A 12,555-nucleotide genomic window follows, 5' to 3' on the forward strand; every position below is an offset into this window, starting at 1 on the left:
GGTCCTGCCTATCTTGGGGTGGGAGGTTCAACCGAAAGAGTTTTGCCGATGCTGAAGCAGATCAAGAATTTCGTCCGCGCCCTGCGCATTCCGACCGACGCCGAGCGTGAAGAGGCCTATCTGAACGGCGCCGTCAGCGGCATCGATCTCGAATATCGCCAGCGCCAGATCGATCGCGGCCAGTTCCACAAGCGCTATTACTGAGGCTGCGCTGCTCCGCGGCGCACCGGCCGTCTTTCCATTCAGCGATGCGCCCGGCGGGCCTGCATCAAGACGGGGCCGCAGGCGGCAGGACAAACAGCGTGAATGCGAAAATTGCATAGAGCGCCAGCGCCATGACGCCGACATACCAGGCGCCGTGCCCGCCATTGGATAAGAGGGCAGCGGCGAGCGTAGCGACAATCATCATGGTGACCGCGCCCCGCCAGAACTGGAGCGTCATGGGCTCCGGACCGACGAAGTAGCTGACGAGCACCAGTATCGGCGCGACAAAGAGGGCAATCTGCGCGGCACTGCCCAGTGCGATCCCGACACTGAGATCTAGGCGGTCGGCACGGGCTGCCGAAAACGCGGTGGTCATCTCTGCAGCCGCCCCCACCAGCGCGACCACGATGAAGCCCACAAAAGCCGGGGTCATCCCGAGATGTTCTGCGGCGACTTGGACCGAACCGACGAATATCTCGCTGACCAATGCCACCAGCAGCGTGACGACCAGCAATACGATGATCGCCGGACCAAGCGGCCATGTCTTTTCGTGGTCATCGGCGTGGCTGACGCTGGCGAAGAGCTCTCGGTGTGTCCTCAACGAAAACAACATGCCGAGCGCATAGACGACGACGAGCAGGATCGCCAATCCCAGGCTGAGCTTCTGCGAGACCTCGAGTGCGGGTGGGTGATCCACTTCGCTGATCAGCGAGGGGACCAGAACCGCGATCGTTGCAAGGAACAGCAGGCAGGCCTGGAAACGTGCGTTGATCCTGTTGAATTCCTGAATGTGATGCTTGAGCCCTCCGAGCAGGAATGCCCCTCCCAGCATGAACAGGGTGTTGGTGACAATGGCCCCGGCCAACGATGCCTTCACCAGTAGATATTGCCCGGCCTGCAAAGCAGCTAGCGAAATTACGAGTTCGGTCAGGTTTCCAAGGGTGGCATTGAGCAGGCCGCCGACGGCGTCTCCGGTCTTGGCGGCAACCGCTTCGGTTGCGCGGCTCAGGAGGGCGGCCAGGGGTATGATCGCCACGACCGAAAGCAGGAACAGCAGCGTGTGCGCATCGGGGGAAGTCCGTTCCAGCACAAGGACGACAGGCACGAAAACGATGAGCGCGATCACAGGTGTCTGATGCACTTCGTCCACAAGGGCTCTTCCCATGGTGAACGACGTGGGCGCGACCGAAGGCCCTTGCTCAGGATTCCCCATGCGCTTTCTCCGGGATCGGGGCGCCCCATGACGAAACGTACCACTCTTGCGGATGGCTGTCGCGGCCCGCGCCATGTCGGGACAAGCGGAAATGTCACGGAAACCAAGCGCCAGCGCTGGCCGACCGAAAAATTATTCCGGTTTGCCGGGAGATGCGCTATGTCAAGGCCCATGCTGTTCCAACGCCGCGAGCCGGCGACCTGGCGTGACCGGGCTCGCAACGTTTTCTGGCCCCGAAAGGGCCTCGGCCGGCCGTTCCGTTATGCCGGCAAGCGGATCCTGAGGCGATCGGCCTCTCCACACGCGGTCGCCACCGGCGTTGCCGTGGGGACGCTTTCCTCCTTCACGCCATTCCTCGGCCTGCATGTACTGATGGCGGTGGCCATTGCCCACGTTCTGGCCGGCGACCTCCTCGCGGCAGCGCTTGCGACGGTGCTCGCCAACCCGCTGACATTGCCGTTCATCCTGGCCGGCACGTTCCACGTCGGCGAGCAGGTGATGGGAACCGATTCCGGGCTCGCCGTCGACCTTGTCGACCTGAAGGGCCTGTCCGAACATTTGTCGTTTTCCGAACTGTGGGAGCCGGTGGTGCAGCCAATGCTCGTCGGCGCACTCGCGCTGGGCGTGCCGGCCGCCGCCTCCGCCTACGCGGTTACCCGGGTCGGTCTGCGGGCATTCCGGAACCGGCGACGCCGCGGCTCTGGCCGGACCGGAAGCGAAAAACAAAAGACCTGACGGGAGAACCCGCATGATCATCGGCATTGGCAGCGACCTCATCGACATACGCCGGGTCGAAAAATCGCTCGAGCGCTTCGGCGAACGCTTCACCCATCGTTGCTTCACGGAGATCGAGCGCAGGAAATCCGACGGCCGCAAGAACCGCGCCGCCTCCTATGCCAAGCGGTTCGCCGCCAAGGAAGCCTGCTCCAAGGCGCTCGGGACCGGGCTTGCGCAGGGCGTCTTCTGGAAGGACATGGGGGTCGTCAATCTGCCCGGTGGCAAGCCGACCATGCGGCTGACGGGCGGGGCAGGGGAGCGCCTGCGGCAGATGACGCCGCCCGGCCACGAGGCGCGAATCCACATCACCATCACCGACGACTTTCCGCTTGCCCAGGCCTTCGTAATCATCGAGGCGCTGCCGATCGGCACAAGCGGCTGAACCGCAACGGGCGTGCGGCATTTTCACGGCCGCGATTTCAATTCGTCGGAACATGCGCTAGAGAGTGCGTCATCGTTGTACGAGAGGACAAAACGGGCGTGGCAGAGAAGAACAAGAAGGCCGAGGGCGGCCTGTGGGAAAACGTCAAGGTCATCATCCAGGCCCTCCTGCTCGCGGTTGTGATCCGCACCGTCCTGTTCCAACCCTTCACGATTCCCTCCGGATCGATGATGCCGACGCTGCTGGTCGGCGACTACCTGTTCGTCAACAAGTTCTCCTACGGCTATTCGAAGTACTCGCTGCCGTTCTCGCCGAACCTGTTCTCCGGCCGCATCTTCGCAAGCGAGCCCGAGCGCGGCGATATCGTCGTCTTCCGCTTCCCGCCGAATCCGGACATTGACTATATCAAGCGGGTGATCGGGCTGCCGGGCGATCGCGTCCAGATCCGCGACAGCATTCTCTACATCAACGACAAGCCCGTGCCGCGCCAGCCGGATGGATTCTTCCGGGCCGACGACCAGTACGACACCGGCGAGAACGTCCCGGTCTTCCGCGAGACGCTGGACAACGGCGTCTCGTACGACACGCTCGACACCCGCGTCGGCACCATCGGTGACAACACGCGCGAGTTCATCGTGCCGGAAGGCCATTACTTCATGTTGGGCGACAACCGCGATAACTCCGCCGACAGCCGCTTCGACGTCGGCTTCGTCCCGGCCGAGAACCTGATCGGTCGCGCCAGCCTGATCTTCTTCTCGCTCGGCAACGACACCGCCTTCCGCGAGATCTGGAAGTGGCCGACGAACCTGCGCTGGGATCGGCTTTTCAAGGTCGTCGAATGAAGTCGGCCAAGCCGCTGAACGAAGAGAACCGCGCCCGCCTGGAGGCAGCGATCGGCTACGGCTTCACCAACAAGGAGCGGCTGGACCGGGCGATCACCCATGCAAGCGCCCGGCCTGCCAAGGGCAGCAATTACGAGCGGCTGGAATTCCTGGGCGACCGGGTGCTCGGCCTCTGCGTCGCCGAACTGCTGTTTGAGACCTTTCGCGAGGCGAGCGAGGGCGAGCTCTCCGTGCGCCTCAACCAGCTCGTCAGCGCCGAGACCTGCGCCAAGGTTTCGGACGACCTCGGTCTGCACCAGTTCATTCGCACCGGCGCCGACGTCAAGAAGCTGACCGGCAAGCCGATGATGAACGTGCGCGCCGACGTGGTGGAAGCGCTGATCGCGGCGATCTATCTCGACGGCGGCCTTGAGGCGGCGCGTGGCTTCATCTTGCGTAACTGGCAGAACCGGGCCAGCAGCGAGCACGGCGGCCGGCGCGATGCCAAGACCGAGCTGCAGGAATGGGCGCATGCGAACTTCGCCACGACACCGGCCTACCGTGTCGACGCGCGCTCCGGCCCCGATCACGATCCCCGCTTCACGGTGACGGTCGAGATCGCCGGCGTGGCGCCGGCGACCGGCACGGAACGCTCCAAGCGGGCCGCCGAGCAGGTGGCCGCGACCAGGATCCTCGAACGCGAAGGCATCTGGCCGAAATCCGGCGACTGAGCCGGCAATCACGGCCGAGCAGCACTTTTTCGCATCGGAAATGAATTGAGTAGGGCCGCCACCTGTGCGCATCATGCAAGGGCGCGGCAGAAACAGACGGAAACATCATGACAGAACAGGAACACGATGCCGCTTCGGGCGGCGCAGCCACGCGCTCCGGCTTCGTGGCGCTGATCGGCGCAACCAATGCCGGCAAGTCGACGCTGGTCAACCGCTTCGTCGGCGCCAAGGTCTCGATCGTCAGCCACAAGGTGCAGACGACGCGGGCGATCGTGCGCGGCATCGCCATCCACGACAACGCACAGATCGTCTTCATGGACACGCCAGGCATCTTCAAGCCGCGCCGCCGTCTGGATCGCGCCATGGTCACCACCGCGTGGGGCGGGGCCAAGGATGCCGACTTCATCATGTTCCTGATCGACAGCGAGCGGGGGCTTAAGGGCGATGCAGAGACGATCCTCGAGGGGCTGAAGGAAGTGCATCAGCCGAAAATCCTCGTGCTCAACAAGATCGACCGGGTTTCGCCTGAGGACCTGCTGAAGCTGACGAAGGCCGCAAACGATGTCGTCGCCTTCGAGCGCACCTTCATGATCTCGGCACTGAACGGTTCCGGCTGCGAGGATGTCATGGATTACCTCGCCAAGGCGCTGCCGGAGGGCCCCTGGTACTATCCGGAAGACCAGATTTCCGACCTGCCGATGCGGCAGCTCGCCGCCGAGATCACCCGAGAGAAGCTGTTCCTTCGCCTGCATCAGGAGCTTCCCTACTCCTCGCATGTGGAGACCGAGAAGTGGGAGGAACGCAAGGACGGGTCGGTGCGGATCGAGCAGGTGATCTATGTCGAGCGCGACAGCCAGAAGAAAATCGCGCTTGGCAAGAACGGCGAGGCCATCAAGGCGATTTCGATGGCGTCGCGCAAGGAGCTCTCCGAAATCCTCGAGCAACCCGTTCATCTCTTCCTGTTCGTCAAGGTCCGCGAGAACTGGGGCGATGATCCGGAACGTTTCCGGGAGATGGGGCTCGAGTTTCCGCGCTAAGGCAGGGCATTCGCAAGGGGCCGCGGCGCGCGCACTGCGTGACTGAACGTCGGGCCGACGCTATTCAGGCCGGCTGCGCCCTGCGGCGGCGGGCCCCTTCCTGCGCTTCGCGCTGCGCCTCCTTCATCAGTCGCTGCATGGCCCAGAGGCCGAGATCATCGGCTGTCAGCGGCTGGGTGATCAGGTAGCCCTGGTAGAGGTCGCAGCCTGCGGCGGCGAGAAGCGAAATCTTTGCAGGTGTATCGACGCCCTCTGCCACCACCCGCATTTCCCGCGCATGGCAGAGTGCGATCAGGGCGCGCAGCGTCGAAAGGGCGGCGGCGTCGGTCAGGCTCTCGACCAGCGAGCGGTCCAGCTTGATTGTCTCGGCGGGATAGTCGATGAGCTGCTGGACGGACGTATAGCCAGCTCCGAAATCGTCGATGGAGATGCGGAAGCCCTTCGCGCGCAGTGCGTCGATATTCCGTTGAGACTGGTCGCCGAGCTTGACCGCGAAAGTCTCGGTCAGTTCGATCTCGATCGAACGTGCATCGAGCCCGTAGCGCACGAGGCCATCGCTGAAGCGATCGGCAATCGATCTGGTGTAGAGTTCCGCAGACGAGATGTTGATGCAGAGCACCGTGTCCGGGCCGAAAAACTCCTTGATCCGGCCGCAACCGGCCATGGCCTTGTCGATCACCCATGAATCGATCTTGCTGAACAGGCCGGTCGTCTCGGCGATCGGGATGAATTCGTCGGGCGTCACGCGGCCGAGAACCGGCGAGGTCCAGCGCAGAAGCGCCTCGCAGGCGATGACCTTGCCGCGCCCGTCGACGATCGGCATGTAGACGAGGTGCATCTCGTCATCCGGGTTCATGACCCGCAACTCTTCCTCGATCCGCCGCCGGCGCGTGCGCATCTCGTGCAGCGAGCGCGAATAGCGGGCCGAGCCGTTCTTGCCCTGCGCCTTGGCCTGGTACATCGCCGCGTCCGCATGGGCGAGCAGTTCCGGCAGGCTGGCCGCGTCGTCCGGGAACACGGCGATGCCGATGCTGGCGGTGACAGGAAAGGACTTCTCCAACATCTCGAAACCGTCGGCGAACAGCTCGAGGATTGCCGTCGAGATGGCAGCGACGGTGCCGTCGCCCGGCTGGGACTGCACCATGATGGCGAATTCGTCGCCCGACAGCCGCGCCACGAGCGGTTCCGGGTGACCCTGCGCCGCGGTGATGTCGGCCACGATCGATCGCATCTGCGCGGCAACCGTCTTGAGCAGCTCGTCGCCGACCTTGTGGCCGTGCTTGTCGTTGACGAACTTGAAGTTGTCGACATCGATGAAAAGCAGCGTGCAGCTTGCGCCCGCAGCCTGCGCCTCGTTGAGGATCTGCACCGAGCGGAGGTTGAAATGCTCGCGGTTCGAGATGCCCGTCAGGGTGTCGGTCCACGATGCGCTCTGCACCAGGCCGAGCGAGGCAACGGCATTGTCGTGCAGCTGCTTCATGTTGACCGATAGCCGCCCGATCTCGCCCGCTTCACTGGTCGCGTCGATCTCGGAGCGTTCGCCGGACATCACCTCGGTCAGCTGCCGGTCCAGCCGTGCGACCGGATTGGTGATGAAGCGGCGCACCAGAATGTGCACGATGCCGATGGTGAACAGACTGAGACCGATTGCGCCGGCCGCCAGAAGAAGCTGCAGGTTCAGCAGCCGCGGGGCGAGATGCCCGGGCTTTGGCGTCAGTCGCGCATAAAGCGCCGGGCCGAGCCGGGCCGTTGCCGCGAGGTCACCCTCCGCCGCCAGCGGTTGCGTCGAGATTTCCAGTGGAACTCCATATTCCCGCTCAAGGGACGCCTTTATGCCCTGGAAGGCGCGCGGGTGTGTGGCGGTCTGGATGAGGATGGAGCCCGCCTTGGCGCTCGACAGCGGCCGTTTGAAGGTCAGCGGGTCGAGGAATTCGGAGTGGACGATCAGCGGATCGGCGCCCTCGCGCTCGATATAGGCCCAGTCCGACAGTTTGGGGCTGTCGACGAGTTTTCGTGCTTGGTCCAGCTGCTCGGACGGAATCGATGCGAACGGGTCCTGGCTGTTCTCGTAGTAGTACTCGACACTTCCCGGGCCGCGGATGATGGCCATCGACATGAAACGGGTGGCGTCATCCGACAGCGACGTGATGCTCTGCTGCAGTTGCGCGCCGATCGCCGTGCTGCGGTAGCCCGGATCCGCCTCCTTGACGAACAGGCGTACCGCGCCGCCTTCCACGAGCGAGTAGATCAGGCTCTTGTTCTGCGTCAGCTCGTTCTGGAAGGCGGCCGCGAGCAATCCGAGCTGCTGCCTCAGCCGGGCCTGTTCCAGGCCCACGATCGATGCGCTCTGGGTCAGGTAGAGCAGCGCGGCGGCGAGGACGTATCCCGCAAGCACGACCGGAAAGATGAGGAGGAAGGCGCGTTTACCGAGAGTCACGGAACTGGACCAGGCTGCTGATGATGCGTCTGCGGGCTTGAACCGACTCGGTGGTCAACTCCTGCTGATACTGGCTCCTGTCGAGAATATCCGGTGCGGTGTAGACGGCGGGATCATCACGCATCGCGGCCGGGACGAACGCGAGCGCCTCCCGGTTGGCCGTCGGCATCGCCAGCGCAACGCTGTTGCGGGCGGCGTTGGCGGCCTTGGCAATGTGGTCCACGAGCTTGAGTGCCAGCGCCTTGCGCGGCGACCGCTCGCTGACGGCCATGCAGTCGAGCCAGGACTGGGTGCCTTCGCGCGGAACGGCGTAGCGCCACAGATCCTCCGCGCCGACCTTGTCGTTCAGCACGTGCTGGTCGCCGCTGTAGCCCAGCGCCATGTGCACCTGCGGTCCGATCTCCGGGTTCTGGATCGAGGTGATGATATAGTCGTAGGTAAGGACGAAGGGCGCCTGGTCCTTCATCACCCGATAGGCGTCCTTCAGGGTGTCGTCGTCGCTCGCATTGATCGACTTGCCGAGCATCACCAGCGCCGGGACGAAAGCCTCGTGGTGATCCTGGTACATGGCTATGTGATCGCGGAGCGGTTCGGCGGGCTGCAGCAGGTCGGCCCATGAGCTCGGCGCCGTGGTGATGACGTCCGAACGGTAGAGGATGCCCATCGTCCCCCAGAGATAGGGAACGCCATAGCCGCCGCATCGTCGCGTCCAGCTGTCGTCGTATTCGGCAAGTGAAGGGACGTTCTCGGTTCCAAGCGCCGTCAGGATGCCGCGATTGCCGAACAGTTTGGCACCGTTCTCGCCGGTGACGACGACATCGACACCGCTTTTGGGATCGGAAAGCACCTCGTCGCGTGCATCGCCGCTGTCGTAATAGGTCTGCCGGACCTCGACGCCGGTTTCGGCGGTCCAGTCCTTCAGGATGGCCTCGTCGATATAGGCTTCCCAAATGAGGAGATTGAGGACGGAATGGGCGTGCGCGGGAGAGGCGGAGGGAGCGGACAGCGCCATTGCGGCCGCGATCAGTACAGATTTTCGCATCCGCATGCTCCCCGGTTGCCTCCAACGTATGAAGATAGGCAGCAACGATTGACGAACTGTTACAACGCAATGGTCGTTTCGACTGCAACGCAATGATGGGTTGTGCCAAGCTGGCTGAAGCGTAGTCTCGGAGGGGGCGGAAGATGGGAGGAACGTGTGGCTTCGGATCTTTCCGACATGCTTCGCAGAATGATCACGACCGGCCAGTTGTTGGTCGTCGATTCTTCCGGTGCCGTGTCGCGCTACGGGGACGGTGGCGGTCGGATGCTGCGGATCCGCCTGGCCGATGCGGTGGTCGGTCGCGAGATCGCCACCGATCCGGCGCTCAAACTCGGCGAAGCCTATATGGACGGGCGGCTGGTCGTCGAGGAAGGCGATATCTTCGACGTGCTGTCGTTGCTGCGCCGCAATGGCATCCGGCGTGCGGCGACGCCCGCTCACAAGGCAAGAGCGCTCATGAGGCTTGTTGCCTACCAGCTGAGTGCCCGGCTGCCGATCAACCGCAATCGCCGCAATGTCGCGCATCACTACGATCTGGATGCGCGCCTGTTCGATCTCTTCCTCGATCACGACTGGCAATATTCCTGCGCCTATTTTGAGCCGCGCGACATTTCGCTGGACGAGGCGCAGACTGCCAAGAAGCGGCATGTCACCGCAAAGCTGCTGCTGGAGCCGGGCCAGCGGGTGCTTGACGTCGGCTCGGGCTGGGGTGGGCTGGCCATGTACCTGGCAGAGAGCTCCGGCGTCGACGTCACCGGCATTACCCTCAGCGAGGAGCAACTTTTAGTCTCCCGCAAGCGGGCAGCCGAGCGCGGCCTTGCTGACCGGGTGCGTTTCAAGCTGATGGACTATGTGGACGTCGAAGGCGCGTTCGACCGTATCGTATCGGTCGGCATGTTCGAACATGTGGGGCTGGCCAACTACGGCAGGTTCTTCAACACCATGTCTCGGGTCTTGAAGAAGGAAGGCGTGATGCTCCTCCATTTCATCGGACGGGTTAGGCCCGCCCATGCAATCAACCCCTGGATCGACAAGTATATCTTTCCGGGCGGCTACCTGCCCGCCCTTTCCGAGGTGCTGCCGGCGGTCGAGCGCGCCGGTTTTCTCGTGAAGGACATCGAAATGCTGCCCATGCATTATGCCTGGACGCTGCGGGCCTGGCGCGAGCGCTTCGTCGCACGCTGGGACGACGCGAAGAAGATCTATGACGAACGGTTCTGCCGCATGTGGGAATTCTACCTTGCGGCCATGGAGGCGGCGTTCCGGCATGACCGCCTGCCGGTCATCCAGATACAGCTCGCCCGGCACCAGGGCGCCGTTCCTTTCGCCCGGGATTACATCGCCGAGGCCGAGGCGCGGCTGAGGGCGTTCGAGACAACCCGGGCGCCGCTCGCGCCGGTTCGCTTCTGAACGAGGTGTGCTTCGATATGTTGTGGACTCCGCGCCGCGTGTCGGTTGGCGGGGGACGGGGGCCGCATTATGGTCGCCGTCCGCCGATACGGGTGCCCGGAATCTCTGGGGCCGAAGCCGGTCGGCACGCATGCACAGGAGAGCAAGATGGCCGCAACCCCGCTGAAGATCGCCAACACGATCGCTGCCGAAATCAAGGCAAGCGCCGCCCAGGTGCAGGCGGCCGTCGGGCTCCTCGACGAAGGCGCGACCGTGCCGTTCATCGCGCGCTACCGCAAGGAAGTGACAGGCGGTCTCGACGACACCCAGCTGCGCATTCTCTCCGAACGGCTGGTCTATCTGCGCGAACTGGAAGCGCGCCGCGCCTCCATCCTCGACTCGATCTCGGGGCAGGGCAAGCTGACCGACGAACTGGCGGCCAAGATCGCCGCCGTGTCCACCAAGGCCGAATTGGAGGACATCTATCTTCCCTACAAGCCGAAACGGCGCACCAAGGCGGAGATCGCCCGTGAGCGCGGACTCGGACCGCTCGCCGAGCAGATTCTTGCCGAACGCGACAAGGTGCCGGCCGAATCCGCGGCCGGGTTCCTGTCCGCCGAGGTGCCGGATGCCAAGGCCGCGCTCGAGGGCGCGCGCGACATCGTTGCCGAGCAGATCACCGAGAACGCCGATCTGCTGAAGCGGCTGCGCGACTACATGAAGGACAACGCCTACCTGCGCTCGCGCGTCGTCGACGGCAAGCAGGAGGCGGGCGCCAAGTTCTCCGACTACTTCGACCATACGGAGCGCTGGTCCGGCGTGCCGAGCCACCGTGCGCTTGCCATGCTGCGCGGCTGGAACGAGGAGGTGCTTTCCGTCGACATCGTCGTCGACCAGGACAACACGGAGCCGGTCAAGCCGGTCGAGCGGATCATCGCCTCCTTCTACGCGCTCGGCACGAAGCCGGGCGACAAGTGGCTTGCCGAGGTGATCGGGTGGACGTGGCGGGTAAAGCTCTCCATGTCGCTGTCGCTCGACCTGATGCGCGAGATGCGCGAGCGCTCCGAAGAGGAGGCGATCCGCGTCTTTGCGCGGAACCTGAAGGACCTGCTGCTCGCCGCGCCCGCCGGCACCCGGGCCACCATGGGTCTCGATCCTGGCATCCGCACCGGCGTCAAGGTCGCAGTCGTCGACAACACCGGCAAGCTGCTGGAGACCACCACGGTGTATCCGTTCCCGCCGAAGAACGACATCCGCGGGACCCAGGCCGAACTCGCCTCTCTCATCCGCAAGCACAAGGTGGAACTGATCGCCATCGGCAACGGCACCGGCAGCCGCGAGACGGAGAAGCTGGTCGCCGACATGCTGACGCAACTCCCCGGGTCGAAGCCGACCAAGGTCATCGTCTCGGAGGCGGGCGCCTCGGTCTATTCGGCCTCCGAGACAGCGGCGGCGGAATTTCCGAACCTCGACGTGTCGCTGCGCGGCGCCGTCTCGATCGCGCGCCGCCTGCAGGACCCGCTTGCCGAGCTCGTCAAGATCGAGCCGAAGTCGATCGGCGTCGGCCAGTATCAGCACGATGTCGACCAGGGCAAGCTGTCGCGCTCGCTCGACGCGGTGGTCGAGGACGCGGTGAATGCCGTGGGCGTCGATCTCAACACCGCATCGGCGCCGCTCCTGGCGCGGGTCTCGGGCCTCGGCAAATCCTCGGCCGAGGCGATCGTCGCCCATCGCGACGCCAACGGCCCGTTCAAGAGCCGCAAGGAGCTGCTCAAGGTTTCCCGCCTCGGCGCGCGCACCTTCGAACAGTGCGCCGGCTTCCTTCGCATTCCGGACGGCCAGGAGCCGCTTGACGCCTCCTCGGTGCATCCGGAAGCCTATGGTGTCGCCAAGAAGATCGTCGCGGCGTGCGGCCGTGACGTGCGTGCCCTCATGGGCGACAGTGCCGCTCTGAAGAAGCTCGATCCGCAGCTTTTCGTCGACGAGCGCTTCGGCCTGCCGACGGTGAAGGACATTCTGGCGGAGCTGGAAAAGCCCGGCCGCGACCCGCGCCCGGAATTCAAGACCGCAACCTTTGCCGACGGCGTCGACGACATCAAGGACCTGAAGGTCGGCATGCTGCTGGAGGGCACGGTGACGAACGTCGCCGCCTTTGGGGCGTTCGTCGACATCGGCGTGCATCAGGACGGCCTCGTGCACGTCTCCCAGCTCGCCGATCGCTTCGTCAAGGATCCGCATGAGGTGGTCAAGGCCGGCGACGTGGTGAAGGTGCGCGTCACCGAGGTCGACGTGCCGCGCAAGCGCATCGGGCTCACCATGCGCAAGGACGGCGGCGGCGAGCATCCGGCGCGCGGCGAACGCCGCGATGCGCCGCGCGGCAACAACAACCGGATGCCGCAGCAGAAGCCGCAGGCCCCGAGCCAGGGCGCCTTCGGCGCGGCGCTGGCCGAGGCGTTGAAGCGGAAATAGGGTCGCATCTGCGAGGCAACGGCGACGCCGGTTTGCGACGTGGCAAAACTGGG

General features: G+C 64.3%; 11 protein-coding genes. 8 read left to right on the forward strand and 3 right to left on the reverse strand.

Annotated features, from left to right (window positions below):
• The first annotated feature begins 48 nt into the window (after positions 1–48).
• Positions 49–204, forward strand: coding sequence for a DUF3563 family protein (locus C7449_RS01915; protein WP_108001073.1), 156 nt, complete (start codon positions 49–51; stop codon positions 202–204).
• A gap of 64 nt (positions 205–268) precedes the next feature.
• Here C7449_RS01915 and cax read toward each other — a convergent pair whose 3' ends face one another.
• A complete protein-coding gene (gene cax, locus C7449_RS01920; RefSeq protein ID WP_170115762.1) occupies positions 269–1,417 on the reverse strand; it encodes a calcium/proton exchanger in 1,149 nt (382 codons plus the stop codon).
• A gap of 171 nt (positions 1,418–1,588) precedes the next feature.
• Here cax and C7449_RS01925 point away from each other — a divergent pair, with 171 nt between their 5' ends.
• The 5 genes from C7449_RS01925 (at position 1,589) to era (ending at position 5,165) form a co-directional block, all read left to right on the forward strand.
• Complete coding sequence (locus C7449_RS01925) at positions 1,589–2,152, forward strand: DUF2062 domain-containing protein (RefSeq protein ID WP_108001074.1); 564 nt, start codon at positions 1,589–1,591, stop codon at positions 2,150–2,152.
• A 13-nt stretch (positions 2,153–2,165) separates the two neighbouring features.
• Positions 2,166–2,576: a holo-ACP synthase gene (acpS, locus tag C7449_RS01930; RefSeq protein ID WP_108001075.1), complete on the forward strand. Its 411-nt coding sequence runs from the start codon at positions 2,166–2,168 to the stop codon at positions 2,574–2,576.
• A gap of 98 nt (positions 2,577–2,674) precedes the next feature.
• Entirely contained in the window at positions 2,675–3,418 is a 744-nt protein-coding gene (gene lepB / locus C7449_RS01935) for a signal peptidase I (RefSeq protein WP_108001076.1), read from the forward strand.
• Complete coding sequence (gene rnc, locus C7449_RS01940; RefSeq protein ID WP_108001077.1) at positions 3,415–4,128, forward strand: ribonuclease III; 714 nt, start codon at positions 3,415–3,417, stop codon at positions 4,126–4,128. Before lepB ends, rnc begins: the two co-directional genes overlap by 4 nt.
• Positions 4,129–4,235: 107 nt before the next feature.
• Complete coding sequence (gene era / locus C7449_RS01945; RefSeq protein WP_108001078.1) at positions 4,236–5,165, forward strand: GTPase Era; 930 nt, start codon at positions 4,236–4,238, stop codon at positions 5,163–5,165.
• A 64-nt stretch (positions 5,166–5,229) separates the two neighbouring features.
• Here era and C7449_RS01950 read toward each other — a convergent pair whose 3' ends face one another.
• Positions 5,230–7,602 (reverse strand): putative bifunctional diguanylate cyclase/phosphodiesterase, encoded by a 2,373-nt coding sequence (locus tag C7449_RS01950; RefSeq protein ID WP_108001079.1) that lies wholly within the window; start codon positions 7,600–7,602, stop codon positions 5,230–5,232.
• Positions 7,589–8,644: an ABC transporter substrate-binding protein gene (locus C7449_RS01955; RefSeq protein ID WP_108001080.1), complete on the reverse strand. Its 1,056-nt coding sequence runs from the start codon at positions 8,642–8,644 to the stop codon at positions 7,589–7,591. Before C7449_RS01955 ends, C7449_RS01950 begins: the two co-directional genes overlap by 14 nt.
• A 156-nt stretch (positions 8,645–8,800) precedes the next feature.
• Here C7449_RS01955 and C7449_RS01960 point away from each other — a divergent pair, with 156 nt between their 5' ends.
• Both C7449_RS01960 and C7449_RS01965 read left to right on the forward strand, forming a co-directional pair.
• Positions 8,801–10,054, forward strand: coding sequence for a class I SAM-dependent methyltransferase (locus C7449_RS01960; protein ID WP_108001081.1), 1,254 nt, complete (start codon positions 8,801–8,803; stop codon positions 10,052–10,054).
• Between the two features lie 147 nt (positions 10,055–10,201).
• Complete coding sequence (locus C7449_RS01965) at positions 10,202–12,502, forward strand: Tex family protein (RefSeq protein ID WP_108001082.1); 2,301 nt, start codon at positions 10,202–10,204, stop codon at positions 12,500–12,502.
• The last annotated feature ends 53 nt before the right edge of the window (positions 12,503–12,555 follow it).

Origin of the sequence: Mycoplana dimorpha (assembly GCF_003046475.1) — a bacterium.
GTDB classification, from domain to species: domain Bacteria; phylum Pseudomonadota; class Alphaproteobacteria; order Rhizobiales; family Rhizobiaceae; genus Mycoplana; species Mycoplana dimorpha.

What these genes read in the sequence shown, in the direction of transcription:
- era (WP_108001078.1), top strand. Translation starts at nt 4,236, where the DNA reads ATGACAGAACAGGAACACGATGCCGCTTCGGGCGGCGCAGCCACGCGC.
- C7449_RS01955 (WP_108001080.1), bottom strand. Translation starts at nt 8,644, where the DNA reads ATGCGAAAATCTGTACTGATCGCGGCCGCAATGGCGCTGTCCGCTCCC.
- acpS (WP_108001075.1), top strand. Translation starts at nt 2,166, where the DNA reads ATGATCATCGGCATTGGCAGCGACCTCATCGACATACGCCGGGTCGAA.
- rnc (WP_108001077.1), top strand. Translation starts at nt 3,415, where the DNA reads ATGAAGTCGGCCAAGCCGCTGAACGAAGAGAACCGCGCCCGCCTGGAG.
- C7449_RS01965 (WP_108001082.1), top strand. Translation starts at nt 10,202, where the DNA reads ATGGCCGCAACCCCGCTGAAGATCGCCAACACGATCGCTGCCGAAATC.
- C7449_RS01925 (WP_108001074.1), top strand. Translation starts at nt 1,589, where the DNA reads ATGCTGTTCCAACGCCGCGAGCCGGCGACCTGGCGTGACCGGGCTCGC.
- C7449_RS01915 (WP_108001073.1), top strand. Translation starts at nt 49, where the DNA reads ATGCTGAAGCAGATCAAGAATTTCGTCCGCGCCCTGCGCATTCCGACC.
- cax (WP_170115762.1), bottom strand. Translation starts at nt 1,417, where the DNA reads ATGGGGAATCCTGAGCAAGGGCCTTCGGTCGCGCCCACGTCGTTCACC.